This is a genomic window from Pseudomonas sp. AC239 (assembly GCF_979258545.1).
In genome coordinates, this window is the sequence record NZ_OZ409864.1 from 3200823 (window position 1) to 3226371 (window position 25549).

The 25549-nt window shown below is 59.7% G+C and carries 20 protein-coding genes; 17 read left to right on the plus strand and 3 right to left on the minus strand.

Annotation, left to right across the window (positions count from 1 at the left end):
• The first annotated feature begins 187 nt into the window (after positions 1 to 187).
• A complete protein-coding gene (locus ACZ0AZ_RS14385) occupies positions 188 to 1819 on the plus strand; it encodes a Na+/H+ antiporter (RefSeq protein ID WP_039762457.1) in 1632 nt (543 codons plus the stop codon).
• A 44-nt stretch (positions 1820 to 1863) separates the two neighbouring features.
• Here the strand turns inward: ACZ0AZ_RS14385 and dapC are convergent, their stop codons facing one another.
• The 3 genes from dapC to map all read right to left on the minus strand — a co-directional run bounded on the left by dapC (position 1864) and on the right by map (position 6811).
• Positions 1864 to 3063, minus strand: a complete 1200-nt coding sequence (gene dapC / locus ACZ0AZ_RS14390; protein WP_129998762.1) for a succinyldiaminopimelate transaminase — start codon at positions 3061 to 3063, stop codon at positions 1864 to 1866.
• A 222-nt stretch (positions 3064 to 3285) separates the two neighbouring features.
• Entirely contained in the window at positions 3286 to 5988 is a 2703-nt protein-coding gene (locus ACZ0AZ_RS14395) for a [protein-PII] uridylyltransferase (protein WP_463537598.1), read from the minus strand.
• A 40-nt stretch (positions 5989 to 6028) separates the two neighbouring features.
• On the minus strand, positions 6029 to 6811 hold the full coding sequence (gene map, locus ACZ0AZ_RS14400) for a type I methionyl aminopeptidase (RefSeq protein ID WP_463537599.1): 783 nt from the start codon (positions 6809 to 6811) through the stop codon (positions 6029 to 6031).
• 373 nt (positions 6812 to 7184) lie between these two features.
• Between map and rpsB the strand changes: the two genes are divergently transcribed.
• The 16 genes from rpsB (at position 7185) to dnaE (ending at position 25417) form a co-directional block, all read left to right on the plus strand.
• Positions 7185 to 7922, plus strand: a complete 738-nt coding sequence (gene rpsB / locus ACZ0AZ_RS14405) for a 30S ribosomal protein S2 (RefSeq protein WP_003222119.1) — start codon at positions 7185 to 7187, stop codon at positions 7920 to 7922.
• 191 nt (positions 7923 to 8113) lie between these two features.
• Positions 8114 to 8977 (plus strand): translation elongation factor Ts, encoded by an 864-nt coding sequence (gene tsf / locus ACZ0AZ_RS14410; RefSeq protein WP_016771476.1) that lies wholly within the window; start codon positions 8114 to 8116, stop codon positions 8975 to 8977.
• Between the two features lie 210 nt (positions 8978 to 9187).
• Positions 9188 to 9931 (plus strand): UMP kinase, encoded by a 744-nt coding sequence (gene pyrH, locus ACZ0AZ_RS14415; RefSeq protein WP_003222124.1) that lies wholly within the window; start codon positions 9188 to 9190, stop codon positions 9929 to 9931.
• Positions 9928 to 10485, plus strand: a complete 558-nt coding sequence (frr, locus tag ACZ0AZ_RS14420) for a ribosome recycling factor (RefSeq protein WP_414870985.1) — start codon at positions 9928 to 9930, stop codon at positions 10483 to 10485. Before pyrH ends, frr begins: the two co-directional genes overlap by 4 nt.
• Positions 10486 to 10499: 14 nt before the next feature.
• Positions 10500 to 11255, plus strand: coding sequence for a polyprenyl diphosphate synthase (gene uppS, locus ACZ0AZ_RS14425; protein WP_463537600.1), 756 nt, complete (start codon positions 10500 to 10502; stop codon positions 11253 to 11255).
• The gene (locus ACZ0AZ_RS14430) at positions 11255 to 12061 is read left to right on the plus strand and encodes a phosphatidate cytidylyltransferase (protein WP_039762465.1); all 807 of its coding nucleotides are present in this window, start codon (positions 11255 to 11257) and stop codon (positions 12059 to 12061) included. The genes uppS and ACZ0AZ_RS14430 overlap by 1 nt, the downstream gene beginning before the upstream one ends.
• Positions 12058 to 13248, plus strand: coding sequence for a 1-deoxy-D-xylulose-5-phosphate reductoisomerase (gene ispC / locus ACZ0AZ_RS14435; protein ID WP_039762466.1), 1191 nt, complete (start codon positions 12058 to 12060; stop codon positions 13246 to 13248). Before ACZ0AZ_RS14430 ends, ispC begins: the two co-directional genes overlap by 4 nt.
• A 55-nt stretch (positions 13249 to 13303) precedes the next feature.
• The gene (rseP, locus tag ACZ0AZ_RS14440) at positions 13304 to 14656 is read left to right on the plus strand and encodes a sigma E protease regulator RseP (protein WP_463537601.1); all 1353 of its coding nucleotides are present in this window, start codon (positions 13304 to 13306) and stop codon (positions 14654 to 14656) included.
• Positions 14657 to 14730: 74 nt separating this feature from the next.
• The gene (bamA, locus tag ACZ0AZ_RS14445) at positions 14731 to 17121 is read left to right on the plus strand and encodes an outer membrane protein assembly factor BamA (protein WP_463537602.1); all 2391 of its coding nucleotides are present in this window, start codon (positions 14731 to 14733) and stop codon (positions 17119 to 17121) included.
• Positions 17122 to 17166: 45 nt separating this feature from the next.
• A complete protein-coding gene (locus ACZ0AZ_RS14450) occupies positions 17167 to 17670 on the plus strand; it encodes an OmpH/Skp family outer membrane protein (RefSeq protein ID WP_003222140.1) in 504 nt (167 codons plus the stop codon).
• 3 nt (positions 17671 to 17673) lie between these two features.
• Positions 17674 to 18729, plus strand: coding sequence for a UDP-3-O-(3-hydroxymyristoyl)glucosamine N-acyltransferase (lpxD, locus tag ACZ0AZ_RS14455; protein ID WP_039762470.1), 1056 nt, complete (start codon positions 17674 to 17676; stop codon positions 18727 to 18729).
• Between the two features lie 105 nt (positions 18730 to 18834).
• Positions 18835 to 19275, plus strand: coding sequence for a 3-hydroxyacyl-ACP dehydratase FabZ (fabZ, locus tag ACZ0AZ_RS14460; RefSeq protein ID WP_016771469.1), 441 nt, complete (start codon positions 18835 to 18837; stop codon positions 19273 to 19275).
• A complete protein-coding gene (gene lpxA / locus ACZ0AZ_RS14465; protein ID WP_039762472.1) occupies positions 19272 to 20048 on the plus strand; it encodes an acyl-ACP--UDP-N-acetylglucosamine O-acyltransferase in 777 nt (258 codons plus the stop codon). The genes fabZ and lpxA overlap by 4 nt, the downstream gene beginning before the upstream one ends.
• Before the next feature lie 2 nt (positions 20049 to 20050).
• Entirely contained in the window at positions 20051 to 21181 is a 1131-nt protein-coding gene (lpxB, locus tag ACZ0AZ_RS14470) for a lipid-A-disaccharide synthase (RefSeq protein WP_463537603.1), read from the plus strand.
• Between the two features lie 11 nt (positions 21182 to 21192).
• The gene (rnhB, locus tag ACZ0AZ_RS14475; RefSeq protein ID WP_016771466.1) at positions 21193 to 21819 is read left to right on the plus strand and encodes a ribonuclease HII; all 627 of its coding nucleotides are present in this window, start codon (positions 21193 to 21195) and stop codon (positions 21817 to 21819) included.
• Positions 21820 to 21895: 76 nt separating this feature from the next.
• Positions 21896 to 25417: a DNA polymerase III subunit alpha gene (gene dnaE / locus ACZ0AZ_RS14480; protein ID WP_039762478.1), complete on the plus strand. Its 3522-nt coding sequence runs from the start codon at positions 21896 to 21898 to the stop codon at positions 25415 to 25417.
• Positions 25418 to 25549: the final 132 nt, after the last annotated feature.

Here is a 25549-nt window from a genome sequence, read left to right on the forward strand (position 1 = left end):
GCGAGCTTGCTCGCGAACGGGGCCTGTCAGTCAACTTCTGTGCTGAATGACACACTGCATTCGCGAGCAAGCTCGCTCCCACATTTAGTCCGGAGTCCAAGCGTGCGACGTATGTGCAACGGTCAGCCACAGCCTAAGGCGCTAATATGGCAGTTCAACGCTGTCGATCGCCTGAGATTCTGGTTTTATGCAAACTGCCTACACCGTCCTCATCCTGCTGATGCTGGTCAGCCTCTCGCGCCTGGTCGGGCGGGTCATCCCGCTGCCGTTGCCGCTGGTGCAAATCGCCGCCGGTGCCTTGCTCGCCTGGCCGACTTTGGGCCTGCACGTCGCCCTCGATCCCGAGTTGTTCCTGTTTCTGTTCCTGCCGCCGCTGCTGTTTTCCGATGGCTGGCGCATGCCCAAACGCGCACTCTGGCAACTGCGCGGGCCGATCCTGACCCTGGCCGTCGGCCTTGTTCTGTTCACCGTGATCGGCGCCGGTTATTTCATTCATTGGCTGTTGCCGGCGATTCCGTTACCGGTGGCCTTTGCTTTGGCAGCGGTTTTGTCGCCGACCGACGCCGTCGCAGTTTCGGCGATTTCGCAGAACCGCTTGCCGACGCCGCTGATGCACATGCTGCAAGGCGAGGCGCTGATGAATGACGCCTCGGGCCTGGTGACCTTCAAGTTCGCCCTCGCTGCGGCGGTCACAGGCGTGTTCTCACTGACCAATGCCAGCCTGACGTTCGTCGCGGTGGCGCTGGGTGGTCTGGCGGTCGGCGTGGCGTTGAGCTGGCTGGTCGGGCGCCTGCGCGCGTGGATGATCGCCCGGGGCTGGGACGATCCGGCCACTCACGTGGTGTTCATGTTGCTGCTGCCGTTCGCCGCTTATGTACTGGCCGAACGTTTGGGCGCCTCGGGCATTCTTTCCGCTGTGGCAGCGGGGATGATGCAGAGCTGGCTCGATCTTTTGCCACGCCAGACCAGCACGCGACTGCTTAATCGCAGCGTTTGGGCGCTGCTCGAATTTGCGTTCAATGGCTTGATCTTCCTGCTGCTTGGCCTGCAATTGCCAGACATCATCAAGGCGGTGGTCAGCCATGAGCCGACGCTGTGGCCAACGCTGTTCTATCGCTGCCTCGATGTACTGGCGATTTTCGTCGCGCTGGTGCTGCTGCGCTTCATCTGGGTGCAGAGCATCTGGCGCTTGTCGGTGTTGCTGCGCCGAGTGCGCGGCAAGGGCGAGCTGACGCAAGTGCCGACGGCGCGTTCATGCTGGTTGCTGACGGTGGGCGGTGTGCGCGGCGCGGTGACGCTGGCGGGCGTGATGTCGGTGCCGATGCTGATCGGCGCCGAGGCTTTTCCTGAACGCGACTTGCTGATTTTCATTGCTGCCGGGGTGATTCTGCTGTCGCTGGTCTCGGCCTGTATCGCGCTGCCCTTGCTGCTGCGCGGCATCGACAAAAGTCCCGACGACAAGCGTCGTCAGGAAGTGCGCGACGCCTGGCGCAAGACTGCCGAAGCGGCGATTCACTCGCTGGAAAGCGAAGAAGTGGTCCCACAGGATGCCGCTCAAGCGGCGCTGGCGGCGGAACTCAAGGCGCGGATCATGTCCGAATATCGCCATCAACTTGATGTGTTCAACGATTCCGCCGAAGCCCAGGCGCTGGCATTCCAGATGGATCTGCTTGAACGGCGTTTGCGCTTGAAAGCACTGCGCGCGCAGCGTCTTGAGCTTTATAGTCTGAGCCGTCAGCACCAGATCGGTGATGACGTGTTGCGAGAAGTGCTCGGGGAACTGGATTTGAGCGAGGCCAATCTGGGGCAGGTCAAATAATCGCTTGAGCGCTTGCAGCAGTGGCTGCCGCAAGCGCTCCGCAATCACTTCTGGCGGGTGATGAAATCACGAATCCGTTCGGCGGCTTCAACGCACTCAGCCAGCGGCGCGACCAACGCCATGCGTACCCGGCCGGCCCCCGGGTTGACGCCATCGACATCGCGAGACAGGTACGAGCCCGGCACAACGGTCACATGCTCCTGCTCGAACAGATCACGGCAGAACGCCGCGTCATCGCCTTTTACATTCGGCCACAGATAGAAGCTGCCATCCGGGCGCTGCACGTCCAGCACCGGGCTGAGAATGTTCAACACTGCATCAAATTTCTCGCGATACAGCGCACGGTTGGCGCGCACGTGCACTTCGTCATTCCACGCGGCGACGCTGGCCAGTTGGGTTTGCACAGGCATCGCGCAGCCGTGGTAAGTGCGATAGAGCAAGAAACCCTTGAGGATGTCGGCATCGCCGGCAACGAAGCCTGAACGCAGACCCGGCAGGTTGGAGCGCTTGGACAGACTGTGGAAGACCACGCAGCGCTTGAAGTCATTGCGGCCCAGTTCGACGCAGGCGCTGAGCAGGCCCGGCGGTGGGGTTTGCTCGTCGAAGTACAGTTCGCTGTAACACTCGTCGGCGGCAATCACGAAGTCGTACTGATCAGCCAGGGCGATCAGCTTCTTCAGGGTCTCGACCGGAATCAGTGCGCCGGTCGGATTGCCCGGCGAGCACAGGAACAGAATCTGGCAGCGCTGCCAGATCTGCGGCGCTACTGCGTCGAAGTCCGGGTTGAAGCCGTTTTCATCCAGGCACGGCAGGTAATGCGGCTTGGCCCCGGCGAGGAACGCCGCACCTTCGTAGATCTGATAGAACGGGTTGGGGCTGACCACCAGCGCATCGTCGCCACGATTGACCACGGTCTGGGTGAAGGCGAACAGCGCTTCACGGGTGCCGTTGACCGGCAGCACATTGCGCGCCGGATCGATCCAGCCGTTCGGCACACCGAAGCGCCGCTCGCACCAGCCGGCGATGGCTTCGCGCAGAGCCGGAATGCCGAGAGTGGTCGGGTACACGGCCATCTGATCCAGATTATTCGCCAGCGCTTCGGCGACAAAACTCGGCGAACGGTGTTTCGGCTCGCCGATCGACAGGGCGATCGGGCGTTTGTCCGGGTTCGGCGTAACGCTGCCGAGCAGGGCGCGGAGCTTTTCGAACGGGTACGGCTGGAGCTGGTTCAGAGCGTTGTTCATGGGGGCCTCTTTTAAATGCTCAAGAGCTTTCTGTGGCGAGGGGATTTATCCCCGTTGGGCTGCGCAGCGGCCGCAAAACCATTCACTGCGGTTCAACTGAATGTCCGCATACACAGGTTTCACGACTGCTTCGCAGCCGAACGGGGATAAATCCCCTCGCCACAGGGGATTGTATGTACCGGAGGAAAGCATGGGCTGCATTCACAGGGATAAACGGGTGATTCAGATACTGATCCGCGAAAGTTTGATATCCGGTTCCTGATTGACGCTCAGCTGTTCGACGATCGCATCCTGCAAGCGGCTGCACAGCAGCGGATCGGACAGCGGCTGATTGTGCGCGTCGGTGATGAAAAACACGTCTTCCACGCGCTCGCCCAGAGTCGCAATCTTGGCGTTCTGCAGCGACAGGTCGAACTCGAGGAAAATTCCCCCGACCCGCGCCAGCAGGCCCGGCCGGTCGGGCGCGGTCAGCTCCAGCACGGTTACCGGACGCTGAGCATCGTTGTGAATGGTGACCTGCGGCGCAAAGGCAAAATGCTTGAGCTGGCGCGGCACGCGGCGCTGGATGATCGTCGGGTAATCGTCCGGGTTGCGCAGAGCTTCGGTCAGACCTTCGCGGATCTGCTTGATCCGCGCCGGGTTGTCGCCGATCGATTCGCCTTCGTTGTCGAGCACGATGTAGGTGTCGAGAGTGAACTGGCTGCTCGAGGTGATGACCCGGGCGTCGTGAATGTTCAGGTTGAGCTGGTCCATCGCCGCCACGGTCACGGCGAAGAAGTCGTGCTGGTCCGGCGCATAAATGAAGATCTGCGTGCCGCCCTCGAACTCGCGCTGGGTGGTTTCCTTGATCAGCACCAGCGGCCCGCCATCCACCGGTTGCTGCAGGATCGCATCGCTGTGCCAGGCTACATCGCCGGCGGTATGACGCAGAAAATAGTCATCGCCCAGTTGCGCCCACAGCTGCTCGACATCGTCCGGGTCGGTACCGCCGCGCACGAGGATGTCCAGCGCTGCGCTTTGCGTCTGGCGGATCTGTTCTTCGCGATCCACCGGGTTTTCCAGGCCACGGCGCAGGGCACGTTTGGTTTCGGTGTAGAGCTGGCGCAGCAGGCTGGCGCGCCATGAATTCCACAGCGTCGGATTGGTCGCGTTGATATCCGCGACGGTCAGCACGTACAGATAGTCGAGACGGGTTTCATCGCCGACTGCCAGGGCAAAGTCGTGGATCACCTGCGGATCGGACAGATCCTTGCGCTGGGCGGTGGTCGACATCACCAGGTGGTTCTGCACCAGCCAGACGATCAGACGGCTGTCCCACACTGGCAACTGATGGCGCTGGCAGAACGCTTCGGCATCGACTGCGCCGATCTCCGAGTGATCGCCGTGCCGGCCCTTGCCGATGTCGTGGTACAGGCCGGCCATGTAGATCAGTTCAGGCTTGGGCAGTTTGGCCATGAGCTTGGCGGCCAGCGGAAATTTCTCCGAGACCTGGGTGTACTGCAGTTTGCGCAGGTGTTTGATCAGGTTCAGCGTGTGCGCATCGACGGTATAAATGTGGAACAGGTCGTGCTGCATCTGCCCGACGATAAAGCCGAACTCCGGCAGATAGCGCCCGAGAATGCCGTAACGGTTCATCCGCCGCAGATTGCGATGGATGCCGATCTTGCACTTGAACAGCTCGATGAACAGGCTGGTGTTGCGGATATCGTTGCGGAAGTTGTCATCGATCAGATGACGATGTTCGCGCAGCAGACGAATGGTGTCGGCGCGCACGCCTTTGATTTCCGGCTGCTGGGCCATCAGCACGAAAATCTCCAGCATGGCGAACGGCGTGCGGCGGAACACGTTGTCATTGCGCGCTTCGATGTAACCGTCATGCAACTGGAAGCGCGAATTGATCGGTTGCGGCGGTGCTTCGTCTTCCGGGGCGAGGATGACTTCCTCGAAGTGCTGGATGATCAGATCGCTCAGTTGGGCGATGCTCATCACCGTGCGGAAATACTGCTGCATGAAGTTTTCGACCGCCTGTTTGGCGTCGTCTCCTTCAAAGCCGAGCAGGCCGGCAATGGTGCGTTGATGATCGAACAGCAAGCGGTCTTCGGAGCGGCCGGCGAGCATGTGCAGGGCGTAGCGCACTTTCCACAGGAATTCCTGGGAGGAGGCGAGCAGGGCGTTTTCGCTTTCGACCAGAAAGCCTTCGCCAGCGAGGGCGCGCAGGTTCAGGGTGCCGTACTGACGGCGGGCGACCCAGAGGATCGTCTGAATATCGCGCAGGCCACCGGGCGAGCCTTTAACGTTCGGTTCGAGGTTGTACTCGGTGTCGTTGTATTTGTGGTGACGTGCTTTCTGTTCCGCACGCTTGGCCAGGAAGAACTCCTTGGCCGGCCACATGTGCGCGGTGCTGGTGACGTCGAGCATGCGCTGGCGCAGACGCTCGGGGCCGCAGATGGTGCGGCTTTCCATCAGGTTGGTGACCACAGTCAGGTCGGCGCGGGCCTCTTCTGCGCATTCGTCGACCGAGCGCACGCTCTGGCCGACTTCCAGACCGATGTCCCACAACAGCGTCAGAAAGCGCTCGATGGAATCGCGGAAAACTTCATGGTCAGCGCTGTCGAGCAGGATCAGCAGATCAATGTCGGAGTAAGGGTGCAGCTCGCCGCGACCGTAGCCGCCCACTGCCACCAGAGCGATGTCGGCGTCTTCGCTCCAGTTGAACTGCTCCCAGGCTTTTTGCAGGATGTTGTCGACAAACCAGGCGCGGTCCTCGATCAGGCGGCGGATGTCGCGGCCATTGCGAAAACGCGTGTCGAGGACCTCGCGGGCCTGGCGGATCGCCTTCTTGAACGCCGCGATGGGGCTCGCTTTGAGGGCCAGTTCTGCCTGGAACTGGCCGCGGTCGAAGAGTTCGGGATCCACCTGCGGCATCGATTGGCTTTCCTTCTGTAGGCTGGGAACGTTCTGGGTGTCAGGCCGAGATGCGCGGGATGGTGTCATCGCTGCGCAAGGTGAAGATCTCGTAGCCGGTGTCGGTCACCAGCAGCGTGTGTTCCCACTGGGCCGAAAGCTTGCGGTCCTTGGTGATTGCGGTCCAGCCGTCGCCGAGTACCTTGGTGTCAGCCTTGCCCTGGTTGATCATCGGCTCGATGGTGAAGGTCATGCCAGCCTTCAGTTCCATGCCGGTGCCGGCGCGGCCGTAGTGCAGGATCTGCGGTTCTTCGTGGAAGACCTTGCCGATGCCGTGGCCGCAGAACTCGCGCACCACCGAGAAGCCGTTCTTTTCCGCGTGCTTCTGGATCACTTCACCGATATCGCCGAGGCGGCAGCCGGGTTTGACGATCTCGATCGCCTTGTACATGCATTCCTGGGTGATCTGCGACAGGCGCTCGGCCCATACCGGCACTTCACCGACGTGGAACATGCGGCTGGTGTCGCCGTGGTAGCCGTCCTTGATCACCGTGACGTCGATGTTCAGCGTGTCGCCGTTTTTCAGCGGCTTGTCATTCGGGATGCCGTGGCAGACCACATGGTTGATCGAGGTGCAGATCGACTTCGGATAGCCTTTGTAGTTGAGCGGGGCAGGGATGGCCTGCTGCACATTGACGATGTAGTCATGGCAGATCTGGTTGAGGTGATCAGTGGTCACGCCCGGTTTGACATGTTCGGCAATCATTTCCAGCACATCGGCGGCCAGTTTACCGGCGACACGCATGCCAGCGATGTCCTCGGGGGTTTTGAGGTTGACGGTCATACAGGCTCTCTCTGCGCTCGGCGGCGCTTACGGATACGAATTGGGTGGCAAGCGTACATTTTGCGACCCTGAAAATCGCGATTCTACCAGACGGGAGGCGCAAATCCGCGCCTGCATGTCCGGCTTCTATCTATACAATGGTGCGCATCGAGCCGATTCCAAGGGGGCTGCGCCCATGTCCCTGGTGCGAATACAGATTCCGGGTTCCGTTTCTGCGCACCCTGTGGTATAAAATGCGCCGCTTTCCGGGGATGCCCCGAAAAGCTTAAATCCACACACGTGTCGACACGATGACCTGGGTGCCTTGGGCTTTATGCCTCTGGTTGGTCATTGGGATACGTGGAGGCCAAACCCGACTTATCAAGGAACTATCATGTCCCAAGTCAACATGCGCGATATGCTGAAGGCCGGTGTGCACTTCGGTCACCAAACCCGTTACTGGAATCCGAAAATGGGCAAGTACATTTTCGGCGCGCGTAACAAGATTCACATCATCAACCTTGAAAAAACCCTGCCAATGTTCAACGAAGCTCTGACTTTCGTAGAACGTCTGGCCCAGGGCAAAAACAAGATTCTGTTCGTCGGCACCAAGCGTTCCGCTGGCAAGATCGTTGCTGAAGAAGCAGCACGTTGCGGTTCGCCGTACGTCGATCACCGCTGGTTGGGCGGCATGCTGACCAACTTCAAGACCATTCGTGCTTCCATCAAGCGTCTGCGTGACCTTGAAGTTCAAGCCGAAGACGGTACTTTCGCCAAGCTGACCAAGAAAGAAGCGCTGATGCGCTCCCGTGATCTTGAGAAGCTGGATCGTTCGCTGGGCGGCATCAAGGACATGGGTGGTCTGCCGGACGCACTGTTCGTGATCGACGTTGACCACGAGCGCATCGCGATCACCGAAGCCAACAAGCTGGGCATCCCGGTCATCGGCGTTGTCGATACCAACAGCAGCCCGGAAGGCGTTGACTACATCATCCCAGGCAACGATGACGCCATTCGCGCTATCCAGCTGTACATGGGTTCGATGGCTGACGCAGTTATCCGCGGTCGCAACAATGTTGCTGGCGGTACTGTTGAATTCGCAGCTGAAGAAACTCAGGCTGCAGCTGAGTAATCGACGCCCCTGGCGTTGACTCAGTAAGCAAAAAGGGGGCTTGGCCCCCTTTTTGCCACCTCGAAAACCATTTGTCGGCGCCCGCGTCTGTATTTGTCATGTGCGGCAGCCAACATGGGTGGTTCGGGAAGAATTGAACGCCCGTTCGATCGGGTGGAATGGTTGAAAACCTATCCAAGAGGAATTTGAAAATGGCAGCAATTACTGCAGCGTTGGTCAAAGAACTGCGCGAGCGTACCGGCGAAGGCATGATGGATTGCAAGAAAGCCCTGGAAAAGGCTGACGGCGACATCGAAAAAGCCATTGATGACATGCGTGCTTCGGGCGCCATCAAGGCTGCGAAAAAAGCTGGCAACGTTGCCGCTGAAGGCGCAATCGCCATCAAATCGAATGACAAGGCAGCCGTGCTGCTGGAAGTCAACTCGCAGACCGACTTCCTGGCTCTGCAAGACGACTTCAAGAACTTCGTTGCTGCCAGCGTAGAAAAAGCTTTCGACGAAAAACTGACCGACGCAGCTCCGCTGATCGCCGCTCAGGAATCGGCTCGTGAAGCTCTGGTTGCCAAAGTCGGCGAGAACGTCAACATCCGTCGTCTGGTACGCGTAGAGGGTGACGTTGTCGGCACTTACCTGCACGGTAACAAGATCGGTGTTGCTGTTGTCCTGAAAGGCGGTGACGTCGAGCTGGCCAAAGACATCGCTATGCACGTTGCTGCAAGCAACCCTGAGTTCCTGCTGCCTTCGCAAGTCTCCGACGAAGCGATCGAGCGCGAGAAGGCTGTGTTCCTGCAGCTGAACGAAGAAAAGATCAAAGGCAAGCCAGAAAACATTGTTGAGAACATGGTCAAAGGCCGTATCAGCAAGTTCCTGGCAGAAGCGAGCCTGGTCGAGCAGGCGTTCGTCAAGAACCCTGAAGTCAAGGTTGGCGAGCTGGCCAAGAAAGCCGGCGCAGAAATCGTTTCCTTCACTTACTTCAAAGTAGGCGAAGGCATCGAGAAGCCGGTCGACAACTTCGCTGAAGAAGTTGCTGCCCAGCTGGCTGCCGCCAAGCAATAAGACGGTTTTTCAACTGTCGCCCGAAAGAGGCTGCCCGCTAACGCGCGCAGCCTCTTTTCAGATGGGGTACCAATTTTTTATTTGGTTTCCACCCGGAACTGACTTACAAAGCCATGTTCCGATGGCGCTGCAGCAGCGCCAAGCTAGAGTGAACGCCAGCTGTAAACAGCTCGCAAAGAATTTTTAAATACGCCGCAGGAGAGATTCGCAATGGCTCAGCAGGGCAGTGGTTATCAGGCTCGCTATAAACGCATTCTACTCAAGCTTAGCGGCGAGGCCCTGATGGGCTCGGAAGAGTTCGGGATCGATCCGAAGGTGCTGGATCGCATGGCACTGGAAGTCGGCCAACTGGTCGGCATCGGCGTTCAGGTCGGTCTGGTGATCGGCGGTGGCAACCTGTTTCGCGGTGAAGCCCTGAGCAAAGCCGGTATGGATCGGGTAACAGGCGACCACATGGGCATGCTGGCCACTGTGATGAACGCTCTGGCCATGCGCGATGCGCTGGAACGTGCCAATATCTCGGCCATCGTCATGTCGGCCATTTCCATGGTCGGTGTGACCGATCACTACGATCGCCGCAAAGCCATGCGCCACCTGAACTCCAAAGACGTCGTGATCTTCGCGGCCGGTACCGGTAATCCGTTCTTCACCACGGATTCGGCAGCCTGCCTGCGTGCAATCGAAATCGACGCCGACGTTGTGCTCAAGGCCACCAAGGTTGATGGCGTCTACACCGCAGACCCGTTCAAAGACCCGCATGCCGAGAAGTTCGATCATCTGACTTATGATGAAGTACTGGATCGCAAGCTGGGCGTAATGGATCTGACTGCTATCTGCCTGTGCCGCGATCACAAGATGCCGCTGCGCGTATTCAACATGAACAAGCCCGGCGCCCTGCTGAACATTGTGCACGGCGGCGCTGAAGGGACTTTGATCGAGGAAGGCCAACAATGATCAACGAAATCAAGAAAGACGCCCAAGCGCGTATGCAGAAATCCCTGGAATCTCTGAGCCACGCGTTCGGCCAGATTCGTACCGGCAAGGCTCACCCGAGCATCCTCGGCAGCGTCATGGTGCCTTACTACGGTACTGACACTCCGCTGAGCGGCGTTGCCAACGTCACCGTGAAGGATTCGCGCACCCTGCAGGTCGTGGCCTTCGAGCGCAACATGCTCGCTGCCGTCGACAAGGCAATCCAGAGCGCCGGTCTGAACCTCAACCCGACCAATCTGGGCGAGTTGCTGTTGATCCCGATGCCTGCCCTTACCGAAGAAACGCGCAAAGGCTTCACCAAGCAGGCCCGTAGCGCAGCGGAAGACGCGCGCGTTGCTGTGCGCAACATCCGTCGTGATGCCTTGGGCGAGCTGAAGAAACTGGTCAAGGACAAGGAAATCAGTGAAGACGAAGAACGTCGTGCCATCGCTGATATCGACAAGCTGACCAAAGAATCCGAGGCCCAGATCACCAAGGCCACGGACGAGAAAGAAAAAGACCTGATGGCCGTATAAGGGTCGAGCTTTAAATGGACAAGACCAAGCAGTCTGCGCCGTCCGCGGTGCCGCGCCATGTCGCGATCATCATGGATGGCAACAATCGCTGGGCGAAAAAGCGCTTTATGCCGGGTGTCGCCGGGCATAAAGCGGGCGTGGATGCTGTGCGGGCGGTGATCGAGGTGTGCGCTGAGGCCAAGGTCGAAGTCCTGACCCTGTTCGCTTTTTCCAGTGAAAACTGGCAGCGCCCGGCCGATGAAGTCAGCGCCTTGATGGATCTGTTTTTCAAGGCCTTGCGTCGTGAGGCCAAGCGCCTCAACGACAACAACATCAGCCTGCGCATCATTGGCGATCGCTCGCGCTTCCACCCTGAGCTTCAGGCGGCGATGCGCGAGGCCGAGGCCATGACCGTCGGTGCCAACCGCTTTGTCCTGCAGATCGCCGCCAACTATGGCGGTCAGTGGGATATCGCGCAGGCCGCGCAGCGTCTGGCGCGTGAAGTCCAGGCCGGGCACTTGCGCCCGGAGGACATCACCCCGGATCTGCTGCAGACCTGTCTGGCCACCGGCGACCTGCCGTTGCCTGACCTGTGCATCCGCACCGGTGGCGAGCATCGCATCAGCAACTTCCTGCTGTGGCAGCTGGCCTACGCCGAGCTGTACTTCTCCGACCTGTTCTGGCCGGACTTCAAACACGAAGCCATGCGCACCGCGCTGGCCGATTTCGCTTCGCGCCAGCGTCGCTTCGGTAAAACGAGCGAACAGGTCGAAGCTGGAGCCCGGGTTTAATGCTTAAACAACGAATCATCACTGCACTGATCCTGCTGCCGATTGCCCTGTGCGGGTTTTTCCTGCTCAAAGGTGCCGGCTTCGCGCTGTTCATTGGCCTGGTGGTGAGCCTCGGTGCCTGGGAATGGGCGCGTCTGGCCGGCTTCACCGCGCAATCGTTCCGCGTCGGCTTTGCGGCTGTGGTCGCATTGATGCTGTTCGTCATGTATGTGCTGCCAGGCCTTGCGCCTTGGGTGCTCGGTGCATCGGTGATCTGGTGGGCGATTGCAACTTATCTGGTGCTGACCTATCCACGCTCGAGTGCGCACTGGTCCACTGCGGCGACCAAGCTGCTGATTGGCCTGCTGATCCTGCTGCCTGCGTGGCAGGGGCTGGTGCAGATCAAACAGTACCCGCTGGGTAACTGGTTGATCATGGCGGTGATGGTGCTGGTCTGGGGCGCGGACATCGGTGCTTATTTCTCCGGGCGCAAGTTCGGCAAGCGCAAGCTGGCGCCGCACGTCAGTCCGGGCAAGAGCTGGGAAGGCGTTTACGGTGGTCTGGCGCTGAGTCTGGTGATTACCGCGATCGTCGGGCTGGTACGCGACTGGACCGTGGCCGAGCTGCTCAAAGGCCTGATCGGCGCTGCAGTGATCGTCTTTATTTCCGTGGTCGGTGACCTTACCGAAAGCATGTTCAAGCGCCAGTCCGGCATCAAGGACAGCAGTAATCTGCTGCCCGGCCATGGTGGCGTGCTGGACCGCATCGACAGCCTGACCGCAGCCATTCCGGTGTTCGCCGTATTGCTCTGGATGGCCGCACCGTGAGTCGTCCCCAGCAGATTACCGTGTTGGGTGCGACCGGTTCGATCGGTCTGAGCACTCTGGATGTGATTGCCCGTCATCCTGAGCGTTATCAGGTTTTTGCATTGAGTGGTTTCTCGCGCCTCAGTGAGTTGTTCGCGTTGTGCGTGCGCCATGTGCCGCAATTTGCCGTGGTGCCTGAAGTGACCGCCGCGCGCGGTTTGCAGGATGACCTACGTGCAGCCGGTTTGCCGACTCGCGTTCTCGTAGGCGAGGAGGGCCTGTGTCAGGTTGCCTCCGCGCCTGAAGTCGACGCGGTCATGGCGGCCATTGTCGGTGCGGCGGGTTTGCGTCCGACACTGGCTGCGGTCGAGGCGGGCAAGAAGATCCTGCTGGCCAACAAGGAAGCGCTGGTGATGTCCGGTGCTCTGTTCATGCAGGCCGTGCGCAAAAGCGGCTCGGTGCTGCTGCCGATCGACAGCGAACACAATGCGATTTTTCAGTGCATGCCAGCGGATTTTGCGCGCGGCTTGAGCTCGGTGGGTGTGCGGCGGATATTGCTCACAGCCTCTGGCGGTCCTTTCCGGCAGACGCCGATGGTCGAACTGGCAGATGTTTCGCCTGAACAGGCTTGCGCGCATCCGAACTGGTCCATGGGGCGCAAGATCTCCGTGGATTCGGCAAGCATGATGAACAAGGGCCTTGAGTTGATCGAAGCCTGCTGGTTGTTCGATGCCAAACCGGCTCAGGTCGAAGTGGTGATTCATCCGCAAAGCGTGATTCACTCTCTGGTCGATTACGTCGATGGCTCGGTCCTGGCGCAGTTGGGTAACCCGGATATGCGCACACCCATTGCCAACGCATTGGCCTGGCCGGAGCGTATCGATTCCGGCGTACCGCCATTGGATCTGTTTGCCATTGCGCGACTGGATTTCGAGGCGCCTGATGAAAGCCGCTTCCCCTGCCTTCGTTTGGCTCGTCAGGCGGCCGAAGCCGGTGATAGCGCGCCGGCGATGCTCAACGCGGCCAATGAAGTGGCCGTGGCGGCGTTTCTCGACGGACGGGTTCGCTACCTGGAAATCGCGAGTATCATCGAGGAGGTCTTGAACCTGGAGCCGGTGGTAGCGCTGAACGACCTCGACGCCGTGTTTACGGCGGACGCGAAAGCGCGAGTGCTGGCCGAGCATTGGTTGAGTCGGCACGGCCGATAGTTTCTTGTAACGCAACGGCGACACGCGACACTGAACAGGATTGCGGAGAAAGTAGATGAGCGCGCTCTATATGATTGCCGGCACCCTGATCGCCCTGGGTGTGCTGGTCACCTTTCACGAATTCGGCCACTTCTGGGTCGCGCGCCGCTGTGGCGTGAAGGTTCTGCGGTTCTCCGTGGGCTTCGGCATGCCACTGCTGCGCTGGCACGACAAGCAAGGCACCGAGTTCGTGGTCGCCGCGATTCCGCTGGGCGGCTACGTCAAAATGCTCGACGAGCGCGAAGGCGAAGTGCCGGTTGATCAACTCGATCAGTCGTTCAATCGCAAATCAGTACGTCAGCGCATCGCCATTGTCGCCGCCGGCCCGATTGCCAACTTCCTTCTGGCGTTAGTGTTCTTCTGGGTCTTGGCGATGCTCGGCAGCGAGCAGGTACGCCCGGTCATCGGCGCGGTCGAATCAGGCAGCATTGCCGCCAAGGCTGGTCTGAACGCCGGTCAGGAGATCGTCTCGATCGATGGCGAGCCAACGTCGGGCTGGGCTGCGGTCAATCTGCAGCTGGTGCGTCGTCTCGGTGAGAGCGGCGCCATTCAATTGCTGGTGCGCGAGCAAGGTTCGACCGCCGAGTCACCGCGCACGCTGGCACTGGATAACTGGCTCAAAGGTGCCGACGAGCCGGATCCGATCCGCTCGCTGGGTATCCGTCCCTGGCGTCCGGCCTTGCCACCGGTGCTTGCCGAGCTCGATCCGAAAGGCCCGGCCCAGGCGGCGGGGCTGAAAACCGGCGATCGCTTGCTGGCGCTTGATGGCCAGCCGCTGGAGGACTGGCAGCAAGTGGTCGATACCGTTCGTACGCGTCCTGATACCAAAATCATGCTGCGCGTCGAGCGCGACAGTGCTCAAATCGACGTCCCTGTGACCCTGGCCGCGCGCGGCGAAAGCAAATCGCCAAGCGGTTATCTGGGGGCTGGCGTCAAAGCCATCGACTGGCCGCCGGAAATGATCCGCGAGGTCAGTTATGGGCCTCTGGCCGCGATTGGCGAGGGCGCCCGGCGCACTTGGACCATGAGCATTCTGACGCTGGATTCGCTGAAGAAAATGCTGTTCGGCGAGCTCTCGGTAAAAAACTTGAGTGGACCGATAACCATTGCTAAAGTGGCGGGCGCTTCTGCCCAGTCGGGCGTCGCTGATTTCCTGAATTTCCTTGCTTATCTGAGTATTAGCCTGGGCGTTCTGAATTTGCTGCCCATTCCTGTACTGGATGGGGGGCATTTGTTGTTTTATCTGATCGAGTGGGTGCGTGGTCGCCCCTTGTCGGATCGGGTGCAAGGTTGGGGGATACAGATCGGTATCAGTTTGGTGGTCGGGGTGATGTTGCTTGCTCTGGTCAACGATCTGGGTCGACTGTAACGCTTCGCTGAATTGCGAATCTGCCGCATTTTGCGGCAGTTTGTTTATTGCCAGTTGGAATAAGAAAGGACTTCATGAAACGTCTGCTGCTAACTGCGGTTCTCACCGTATTGATGATCGCCGAAGTTCACGCCGAGTCCTTCACTATCTCTGATATTCGCGTCAATGGCCTCCAGCGGGTCTCCGCGGGTAGCGTCTTTGGTGCCTTGCCGTTGAACGTCGGCGAGCAGGCGGATGATCGTCGCCTGGTGGAATCCACTCGTGCGTTGTTCAAAACCGGTTTCTTTCAAGATATCCAGCTGGGCCGCGAAGGCAACGTTCTGGTCATCACCGTGGTCGAGCGTCCATCGGTCGCCAGTATCGAGATCGAAGGCAACAAGGCGATCTCTACTGAGGACCTGATGAAGGGCCTCAAGCAATCCGGTCTGGCCGAAGGCGAAATCTTCCAGCGCGCCACCCTCGAGGGTGTGCGTAACGAACTGCAGCGTCAGTACGTTGCCCAGGGTCGTTACTCCGCTACCGTCGACACCGAAGTGGTTTCGCAGCCGCGTAACCGCGTGGGTCTGAAGGTGAAGATCAACGAAGGTACCGTTGCCGCCATCCAGCACATCAACGTGGTAGGCAATACGGTTTTCCCTGAGGAAGACCTGACTGACCTGTTCGAACTGAAAACCACCAACTGGCTGTCGTTCTTCAAGAACGATGACAAATATGCCCGTGAAAAACTCTCCGGTGACCTGGAGCGTCTGCGTTCCTACTATCTGGACCGCGGCTACATCAACATGGACATCGCTTCGACCCAGGTGTCGATTACCCCTGACAAGAAGCACGTCTACATCACCGTGAACGTTACCGAGGGTGAGAAGTACACCGTTCGTGACGTCAAGCTCAGCGGCGACCTGAAAGTCCCTGAAGACCAGGTAAAGTCGCTGTTGCTCGTGCAGAAGGGCCAGGTGTTCTCGCGCAAGCTGATGACCACCACTTCCGAGCTGATCACCCGTCGCCTGGGTAACGAGGGCTACACCTTCGCCAACGTCAACGGCGTGCCTCAGCCCCATGACGACGACCACACTGTGGACATCCTCTTCGCTGTCGATCCGGGCAAGCGTGCCTACGTCAACCGCATCAACTTCCGTGGCAACACCAAGTCCGAAGACGAAGTGCTGCGTCGTGAAATGCGTCAGATGGAAGGCGGCTGGGCTTCGACCTACCTGATCGACCAGTCCAAGACCCGTCTGGAGCGTCTGGGCTTCTTCAAGGAGGTCAACGTTGAAACCCCGGCCGTGCCAGGTGTCGACGACCAGGTTGATGTGAACTACGCCGTTGAAGAACAGGCTTCCGGTTCGATCACCGCGAGCGTTGGTTTTGCACAGAGCGCCGGTCTGATCCTCGGTGGCTCGATCACCCAGAACAACTTCCTCGGTACCGGTAACCGCGTCAGCATCGGTCTGACCCGCAGCGAATACCAGAGCCGCTACAACTTCGGCTATGTGGACCCGTACTGGACCGCTGATGGCGTGAGCCTGGGTTACAACGCGTTCTATCGCACCACTGACTACGATGAGCTCGATGCCGATATCTCGAGCTACGCCGTCGACAGCCTGGGCGCTGGCGTCAACGTTGGCTACCCGATCAGCGAAACATCGCGTCTGACCTTCGGTCTGTCTGCTCAGCAGGACAAGATCAACACCGGTCGCTATACCGTTGACGAGATTTTCGATTTCGTCGACAAGGAAGGCGACAACTACCTGAACTTCAAGGCCTCGGCCGGTTGGTCCGAGTCGACCCTGAACAAAGGCGTGTTGCCGACCCGTGGTCGTTCCCAGAGCCTGACCCTGGAAACCACCATTCCGGGCAGCGACCTGTCGTTCTTCAAACTTGACTACCGTGGTCAGCTGTTCCAGCCGATCACCGAAAACTACACCCTGCGCCTGCACTCCGAACTCGGTTATGGCGACGGTTACGGTTCGACCGATGGTCTGCCGTTCTATGAAAACTACTATGCGGGTGGCTTCAACTCCGTACGTGGCTTCAAGGACAGCACGCTGGGTCCGCGCAGTACACCGAGCCGCGGTGCAGATGTAACGGGTAATACGGGGACTCTTCGTGACCCGGATCAGGATCCGCTGCCATTCGGTGGTAACGTGTTGATTCAAGGTGGCGTTGAAGTGTTGTTCCCGCTGCCGTTCGTGAAAGATCAGCGTTCGCTGCGGACCTCGGTGTTCTGGGACGTGGGTAACGTATTCGATTCCAAGTGCGACAAGACGACCAACGCTAGCGCGGGTTCTACGTCCAGCACTCAGTGCAACGACATCAGCCTGAGCAACATGGCCAGCTCCGTAGGTGTGGGCGTGACCTGGGTCACCGCACTGGGACCGTTGAGCTTCGCCCTGGCGATGCCGGTCAAGAAACCGGATGACGCTGAAACTCAAGTGTTCCAATTCTCCCTCGGCCAGACGTTCTAAGCGTCTGACCCAAGACAACGACAATGGATTTTGTAGGAGTGCATCGTGCGTAAGTTGACTCAATTGGTTCTCCTGGCCTCCGTACTGGTGGCGGGCCCGGCGTTCGCCGACATGAAAATTGCCGTGCTGAACTATCAGATGGCACTGTTGGAATCCGACGCGGCCAAGAAGTACGCGGTGGATGCCGAGAAGAAGTTCGGCCCGCAACTGACCAAGCTGAAAACCCTGGAAAGCAGCGCCAAAGGCATTCAGGACCGTCTGATGGCCGGTGGCGACAAGATGCAGCAGGGCGAGCGTGAGCGTCTGGAGCTGGAATTCAAGCAAAAGGCCCGTGACTTCCAGTTCCAGTCCAAGGAACTGAACGAAGCCAAGGCCGTGGCTGACCGTGAAATGCTCAAGCAGCTGAAGCCGAAGCTGGACAGCGCTGTGGAAGAAGTCATCAAGAAGGGTGGTTTTGACCTGGTGTTCGAGCGTGGCGCAGTCATCGATGTCAAACCTCAGTACGACATCACGCGCCAGGTTATCGAGCGCATGAATCAGCTGAAGTAACCCATGACCGTGACTATCAGGCTCGGCCAGTTGGCCGAGCACCTCGGCGCCACCCTGCGTGGCGACCCCGAGAGGCAAATTACTGGGCTAGCCACTTTGCAAGAGGCTGGCCCAGCTCAGTTGAGCTTTCTGGCAAATCCCCAATACCGAAAATACCTGGCCGGTTCGCAGGCGGCAGCGTTGCTGCTCAAAGAGGCTGATGCCGAAGGTTTTTCCGGTAACGCACTGGTGGTGCCAGACCCTTATCTGGCCTACGCGCGTATTTCGCACCTGTTCGATCCAAAGCCGAAGGCTGCTACGGGTATTCATCCGACAGCGGTGATCGCGGCAGATGCGGTGGTTGATCCGAGTGCAAGCATCGGCCCGTTCGTGGTGATCGAAGCCGGCGCGCGCGTTGCTGCACAGGTGACGCTGGGCGCGCATTGCGTGGTCGGCGCCCGCAGCGAGATCGGTGAAGGCGGCTGGCTGGCTCCGCGCGTGACGCTGTATCACGATGTGCGCATCGGCAAGCGTGTGGTTATTCAGTCCGGCGCAGTGATCGGCGGTGAGGGCTTCGGCTTCGCCAACGAAAAAGGCGTATGGCAGAAAATCGCCCAGATCGGTGGCGTCACCATCGGCGACGATGTCGAGATTGGCGTAAACACCGCCATCGACCGCGGCGCCCTGGCCGATACCGTGATTGGCAACGGCGTGAAGCTCGACAACCAGATTCAGATCGCACACAACGTCCAGGTCGGTGATCACACCGCCATGGCTGCGTGTGTCGGCATTTCCGGCAGCACCAAAATCGGCAAGCACTGCATGCTCGCCGGCGGTGTCGGTCTGGTCGGCCACATTGATATCTGCGACAACGTTTTCCTCACCGGAATGACCATGGTGACCCACTCGATTACCGAGCCGGGCGCCTATTCTTCCGGCACAGCCATGCAACCGGCGGCCGAATGGCGCAAAAGCGCGGCCCGTATCCGTCAGCTCGATGACATCGCGCGGCGGTTGAAACAGCTGGAAAAGCGCGTAGGGGAAGTGACCCCTGACGGCAATGCTTCATCTGATGGCTGATACCATTTCCATATCAAGTGTGCACAGCCTCTAGACTGACTCCTTGATTTGCTAGAGGAGTGCGCGTCAGTCGCGCTCCCAATCTTTACATAGGCTTTCCCCTGAATGATGGACATCAACGAGATTCGCGAATACCTGCCTCACCGTTACCCGTTCCTGCTGGTGGACCGGGTGGTGGAACTGGACACTGAAGGCAAGCGAATTCGCGCCTACAAGAATGTCAGCATCAATGAACCGTTCTTCAATGGTCACTTCCCTGCGCATCCAATCATGCCGGGCGTGCTGATCATCGAAGCGATGGCTCAGGCTGCCGGGATCCTCGGTTTCAAGATGCTCGACGTCAAACCGGCTGACGGCACCCTGTATTACTTCGTCGGTTCCGACAAGCTGCGCTTCCGCCAGCCAGTCAAGCCGGGCGACCAGTTGATCCTTGAAGCGACCTTCATCAGCTGCAAGCGCAAGATTTGGAAGTTCGAGTGCCAGGCTTCGGTGGACGGCAAGCCGGTCTGCTCGGCAGAAATCATCTGTGCGGAACAGAAAGTATGAGTTTGATTGACCCTCGTGCAATCATCGATCCGTCCGCCATTCTGGCTGACGGCGTCGAGGTCGGCCCGTGGTCGATCATCGGCGCAGGTGTGGAAATCGGCGAGGGTACCGTGATCGGGCCGCACGTGATCCTCAAGGGGCCGACCCGCATTGGTAAGCACAATCGCATCTACCAGTTTTCCTCGGTAGGCGAAGACACCCCGGATCTGAAATACAAAGGTGAGGAAACTCGCCTGGTGATCGGTGACCACAACGTCATCCGCGAAGGCGTGACCATCCACCGTGGCACCGTGCAGGACCGTTCGGAAACCACCCTGGGTGATCACAACCTGATCATGGCCTATGCCCACATCGGCCATGACAGCGTCATCGGCAACCACTGCATTCTGGTCAACAACACTGCGTTGGCCGGGCATGTACACGTTGACGACTGGGCAATCCTCTCCGGTTTTACCCTGGTGCATCAGTACTGCCACATCGGCGCGCACAGCTTTTCGGGCATGGGCACGGCGATCGGCAAGGACGTTCCGGCGTTCGTCACCGTATTCGGCAACCCGGCCGAAGCGCGCAGCATGAACTTCGAAGGCATGCGCCGTCGCGGTTTCAGCGAAGACGCGATCCACGCCTTGCGCCGTGCCTACAAGACAGTCTACCGCCAAGGCCTGACGGTCGAGCAGGCGCTGGCCGAACTGGCCGAGCCGTCTGCGCAGTTCCCCGAAGTCGCCGTGTTCCGCGATTCGATCCAGGCGTCGACTCGCGGCATCACCCGCTGATCATGGCCAGTCTGCGTATTGCGCTGGTGGCGGGTGAGGCTTCCGGTGACATTCTCGGCGCTGGCCTCATGCGCGCACTCAAGGCACAGCACCCGGCGGTCGAGTTCATCGGCGTCGGCGGTCCGCTGATGCAGGCCGAAGGCCTGACTTCGTACTTTCCCATGGAGCGCCTGTCGGTCATGGGCCTGGTCGAGGTTCTCGGTCGCCTGCGTGAGTTGCTCAAGCGCCGCAAGGACTTGATTGCCACGCTGATCGCCGCGAAGCCGGACGTGTTCATCGGCATCGATGCGCCGGATTTCAACCTCAATATCGAACTCAAGCTGCGTCAGGCCGGGATCAAGACCGTGCATTACGTCAGCCCGTCGGTGTGGGCGTGGCGGCAAAAGCGCGTGCTGAAGATCCGCGAAGGCTGTGATCTGATGCTGACCCTGTTGCCGTTCGAAGCGAAGTTCTACGAAGAGAAGGGCGTGCCGGTGCGTTTCGTTGGTCACACTTTGGCCGATACGATTCCGCTCGAGGCTGACCGAGCTGCCGCGCGCGCCGAGCTGGGTTTGCCTGACGGACCATTGGTGGCGCTGATGCCGGGCAGCCGTGGCGGTGAGGTCAGTCGTCTCGGCGCGCTGTTCCTTGATACTGCCGAACGCCTGCGCGGCATGCGTCCGGGCGTACGCTTTGTGATTCCCTGTGCCAATCCTGAACGTCGCGTGCAACTCGAAACGCTACTGGTCGGCCGCGATCTGCCGGTGACATTGCTCGATGGTCAGTCTCATCTGGCCCTCGCCGCGTGTGACGCCGTGTTGATCGCCTCCGGCACTGCTACCCTTGAAGCGCTGCTGTACAAGCGGCCAATGGTAGTGGCGTATCGGTTAGCGCCGCTGACATTCTGGATTCTCAAACGTATGGTCAAGAGCCCTTACGTGTCGCTGCCCAACTTGCTCGCCCAGCGCTTGCTGGTGCCAGAGTTGTTGCAGGATGATGCGACTGTCGACGCGTTGGCGCAGACCCTGTCGCCATTGATCGAAGGCGGTGAGGAACAGACCCGCGGCTTTGACGAGATCCACCGCACGCTGCGGCGCGATGCTTCCAATCAGGCGGCGCAAGCGGTCCTTGACCTGATCGGCAAACCACAATGAGCAAGACAACCATGCAGATGGGCCTGGATTTCACGCTGGTCGCCGAAGTCGAAGAACTGGTCGCCGGTGTCGATGAAGTCGGTCGTGGCCCGTTGTGCGGCGCGGTGGTAACGGCGGCGGTGATCCTTGATCCGAACCGGCCGATCCTCGGTCTCGATGATTCGAAGAAACTCACTGAAGCCAAGCGCGAAAAGCTTTATGACGAGATCTGCGAAAAGGCGCTGAGCTGGTGCATCGCCCGCGCCGAAGTGGAAGAAATCGACGATCTGAATATCCTCCACGCGACCATGCTGGCCATGCAGCGCGCGGTCGCCGGTCTGCACATTCAGCCGAAGCTGGCGATGATCGACGGCAACCGCTGCCCGCATTTGCCGATGCGCGCCGAGGCGGTGATTCAAGGTGACGGCAAGGTACCGGCGATCGCTGCGGCGTCGATTCTGGCCAAGGTCAGCCGTGACCGCGAGATGGCGGCATTCGAATTGATCTACCCGGGCTACGGCATCGGCGGCCACAAAGGCTACCCGACGCCCGTTCATCTGGAAGCACTGGCGCGGCTCGGCCCGACGCCGATTCACCGCCGCTCGTTCGCCCCGGTACGCCTGGCTTACGAGGCGCGGGAAAGCCTGACGCAGGTTTAGGCCCAAGGCTGATGTTTTAACCAAGGCCCGGTACAATCCGGGCCTCGTTGTCTCTACGTAACTGGACAGGATCACTATGCCGGCTTCATTCGTTCATCTACGCCTGCACACTGAATACTCCCTGGTCGACGGGCTGGTGCGGATCAAGCCGCTGGTCAAGGCGCTGACCGCCATGAACATGCCGGCGGTCGCTGTCACCGATCAGAACAACATGTGTTCCCTGGTCAAGTTCTACAAAAACGCCATGGGTGCCGGGATCAAGCCGATCTGCGGCGCCGACCTGTGGCTGGCGAACAAGGACCCGGATGCGCCGCTCAGCCGCCTCAGCCTGCTGGTGATGAACGCTCAGGGTTATCGCAATCTCACCGAACTGATCTCGCGCGGCTTCATCGAAGGCCAGCGCAACGGCATGGTCATCGTCGAGCGCGAGTGGGTGGCCGAGGCCAACGAAGGTTTGATCATGCTGTCCGCCGCCAAAGAAGGCGAGATCGGCATGGCCATGATCGGCGGCAACCCGGCGGAAGCCGAAGCGCTGGCGCGCGAGTGGATGGCAGTGTTCCCGGATCGTTTCTATCTGGAAATCCAGCGCACCAACCGCCCCAACGATGAAGAGCAACTGCACGGCGCCGTGGCCCTGGCCGACAAGCTCGGCGCGCCGCTGGTGGCGACCAACGATGTGCGCTTCATCAAGCAGGAAGACTTCGCCGCCCACGAAACCCGCGTGTGCATCGGTGAAGGCCGCGCCCTCGATGATCCGCGTCGTTCGAAGAATTACAGCGATCAGCAATACCTGAAAAGCGCCGAGGAAATGCTCGAGCTGTTCAGCGATATTCCCGACGCCATCGAAAACACCGTCGAGATCGCCAAGCGCTGCAACATCGAAGTGAAGCTGGGCACGCACTTCCTGCCCAACTTCCCGATTCCTGATGGCATGACCATCGACGAATATTTCCGCAAGGTGTCTTTCGAAGGTCTCGAAGAGCGCCTGGCAGTGCTGCTGCCCAAAGACACCACCGAAGACTACGAAGCCAAGCGCCAGGTCTACGTCGACCGCTTGAATTTCGAGCTGGATATCATCATCCAGATGGGCTTCCCCGGTTACTTCCTGATCGTGATGGACTTTATCCAGTGGGCCAAGAACAACGGCGTACCGGTAGGTCCGGGCCGTGGGTCGGGTGCCGGTTCGCTGGTGGCTTACGTACAGAAGATCACCGACCTCGACCCGCTGGAATATGACCTGCTGTTCGAACGGTTCCTCAACCCGGAACGGGTCTCGATGCCCGACTTCGACGTCGACTTCTGCATGGACGGCCGTGACCGCGTGATCGACTACGTGGCCGAGAAATACGGGCGCAACGCGGTGAGCCAGATCATCACCTTCGGTTCCATGGCCGCCAAGGCTGTGGTCCGTGACGTGGCGCGGGTGCAGGGCAAGTCCTACGGCCTGGCGGATCGTCTGTCGAAGATGATTCCGTTCGAAGTCGGCATGACCCTGGAAAAAGCCTACGAGCAGGAAGAAATCCTGCGTGACTTCATCAAGGTCGATGAAGAAGCGGCGGAAATCTGGGAGATGGCGCGCAAGCTCGAGGGCGTGGTGCGTAACGTCGGTAAACACGCCGGTGGCGTGGTGATCGCACCGACCAAGCTGACCGACTTCTCGCCGATCTACTGCGACGAGGCCGGCGACGGTCTGGTGACCCAGTTCGACAAGGATGACGTTGAAGCGGCCGGTCTGGTGAAGTTCGACTTCCTCGGCCTGCGCACGCTGACGATCATCGACTGGGCACTGAAAACCATCAACCGCGACCGCGCCAAGGTCAACGAGCCGCCGCTGGATATCGCTTTTATTCCGCTGGACGACAAACCGACCTACCAGTTGCTGCAAAAAGCTGAAACCACGGCGGTGTTCCAGCTTGAATCCCGCGGCATGAAAGAACTGATCAAAAAGCTCAAGCCCGACTGCCTGGAAGACTTGATCGCACTGGTGGCCCTGTTCCGTCCGGGCCCGCTGCAATCGGGCATGGTGGACGACTTCATCAACCGTAAGCACGGACGCGCCGAGCTGGCGTATCCGCATTCGGATTACCAGTACGACGGCCTCAAGCCGGTACTGGCGCCGACTTACGGCATCATCCTGTATCAGGAACAGGTGATGCAGATTGCCCAGGTCATGGCCGGTTACACCCTCGGCGGTGCGGACATGCTGCGTCGAGCGATGGGTAAGAAAAAGCCCGAAGAAATGGCCAAGCAGCGCGGCGGTTTCATTGAGGGTTGCGCGACCAACGGCATCGACGCGGATCTTGCCGGTAACATTTTCGACCTGGTGGAAAAATTCGCCGGTTACGGCTTCAACAAATCCCACTCCGCCGCTTATGGTCTGGTGTCGTACCAGACCGCCTGGCTGAAAGCGCACTACCCGGCGCCGTTCATGGCCGCGGTACTCTCGGCGGATATGCACAACACCGACAAGGTCGTGACCTTGATCGAAGAAGTGCGGACGATGAAGCTGCGCCTCGACGCGCCGGACGTGAACACTTCGGAGTTCAAGTTCACGGTGAACGACGACGGCCGCATCGTTTACGGCCTCGGCGCGATCAAGGGCGTCGGTGAAGGTCCGGTGGAAGCGATCACCGAAGCGCGTCAGGCCGGCCCGTTCAAGGATCTGTTCGACTTCTGCGCGCGGGTCGACCTCAAGCGCATCAACAAGCGCACCCTTGACGGTCTGATCCGCAGCGGTGCGCTGGATCGCCTCGGCCCGTATTTCCACGACGAACAAAAGGCCTATCAGGCCAACATCGACCGTAACCGCGCCGTGCTGCTGGCGGCGATGGAAGAAGCGATCAAGGCTGCCGAGCAGACCGCGCGGACCCACGACTCCGGCCACGCCGACCTGTTTGGCGGCTTGTTCGTCGAAGAAGATGCCGATGTTTACGCGTCCCATCGCAAGGCCAAGGAGCTGACCCTCAAGGAGCGTCTCAAGGGTGAAAAAGACACCTTGGGCCTGTACCTGACCGGTCACCCGATCGACGAGTACGAGGGCGAGATCCGCCGTTTCGCCCGCCAGCGCATCATCGACCTGAAGCCGGCGCGTGATACGCAAACCGTAGCGGGGATGATCATTGCCCTGCGGGTGATGAAGAACAAGAAGGGCGACAAGATGGGTTTCATCACCCTCGACGACCGTTCCGGACGGATCGAGGCGTCGCTGTTTGCCGATGCGTTCCATTCGGCGCAGTCGCTGCTGCAGACTGACGCCATGGTGGTGGTCGAGGGCGAGGTCAGCAACGACGACTTCTCCGGCGGCCTGCGCCTGCGGGTCAAGCGGGTAATGAGCATGGAGGATGCGCGAACCAATCTGGCCGAAAGCCTGCGCCTGAAGCTGCACACCCAGGATCTCAAAGGCGATCAGCTACGCTGGTTGGGCGAACTGCTCAAGCGTCATCGCGGCGCGTGCCCGGTGACCATGGAGTACACCAGCCCGGATGCGAAGACCTTGCTGCAGTTTGGCGAGAGCTGGCGGATCGACCCGGCGGATGCGTTGATTCAAGCCCTGCGTGACCAGTTCGGGCGTGACAACGTCTTCCTCCAATACCGTTGACCGGCAGGTGCCATCATAGCGCTTGCCCGCAACCTGAATTTTTTAATCTCGACCTCAGCGCGCCTCTCCCTTAAGGTAGGGCGCGAATAGACAACCGGCCGGCCCAAGCTCACTTGGGACACGACCCAAGAC

Excerpts from the sequence above, each read along its gene's own strand:
- ACZ0AZ_RS14385 (WP_039762457.1), top strand. The coding sequence starts at position 188 with ATGCAAACTGCCTACACCGTCCTCATCCTGCTGATGCTGGTCAGCCTC.
- dapC (WP_129998762.1), bottom strand. The coding sequence starts at position 3,063 with ATGAACAACGCTCTGAACCAGCTCCAGCCGTACCCGTTCGAAAAGCTC.
- ACZ0AZ_RS14395 (WP_463537598.1), bottom strand. The coding sequence starts at position 5,988 with ATGCCGCAGGTGGATCCCGAACTCTTCGACCGCGGCCAGTTCCAGGCA.
- map (WP_463537599.1), bottom strand. The coding sequence starts at position 6,811 with ATGACCGTCAACCTCAAAACCCCCGAGGACATCGCTGGCATGCGTGTC.
- rpsB (WP_003222119.1), top strand. The coding sequence starts at position 7,185 with ATGTCCCAAGTCAACATGCGCGATATGCTGAAGGCCGGTGTGCACTTC.
- tsf (WP_016771476.1), top strand. The coding sequence starts at position 8,114 with ATGGCAGCAATTACTGCAGCGTTGGTCAAAGAACTGCGCGAGCGTACC.
- pyrH (WP_003222124.1), top strand. The coding sequence starts at position 9,188 with ATGGCTCAGCAGGGCAGTGGTTATCAGGCTCGCTATAAACGCATTCTA.
- frr (WP_414870985.1), top strand. The coding sequence starts at position 9,928 with ATGATCAACGAAATCAAGAAAGACGCCCAAGCGCGTATGCAGAAATCC.
- uppS (WP_463537600.1), top strand. The coding sequence starts at position 10,500 with ATGGACAAGACCAAGCAGTCTGCGCCGTCCGCGGTGCCGCGCCATGTC.
- ACZ0AZ_RS14430 (WP_039762465.1), top strand. The coding sequence starts at position 11,255 with ATGCTTAAACAACGAATCATCACTGCACTGATCCTGCTGCCGATTGCC.
- rseP (WP_463537601.1), top strand. The coding sequence starts at position 13,304 with ATGAGCGCGCTCTATATGATTGCCGGCACCCTGATCGCCCTGGGTGTG.
- bamA (WP_463537602.1), top strand. The coding sequence starts at position 14,731 with ATGAAACGTCTGCTGCTAACTGCGGTTCTCACCGTATTGATGATCGCC.
- lpxD (WP_039762470.1), top strand. The coding sequence starts at position 17,674 with ATGACCGTGACTATCAGGCTCGGCCAGTTGGCCGAGCACCTCGGCGCC.
- fabZ (WP_016771469.1), top strand. The coding sequence starts at position 18,835 with ATGATGGACATCAACGAGATTCGCGAATACCTGCCTCACCGTTACCCG.
- lpxA (WP_039762472.1), top strand. The coding sequence starts at position 19,272 with ATGAGTTTGATTGACCCTCGTGCAATCATCGATCCGTCCGCCATTCTG.
- lpxB (WP_463537603.1), top strand. The coding sequence starts at position 20,051 with ATGGCCAGTCTGCGTATTGCGCTGGTGGCGGGTGAGGCTTCCGGTGAC.
- rnhB (WP_016771466.1), top strand. The coding sequence starts at position 21,193 with ATGCAGATGGGCCTGGATTTCACGCTGGTCGCCGAAGTCGAAGAACTG.
- dnaE (WP_039762478.1), top strand. The coding sequence starts at position 21,896 with ATGCCGGCTTCATTCGTTCATCTACGCCTGCACACTGAATACTCCCTG.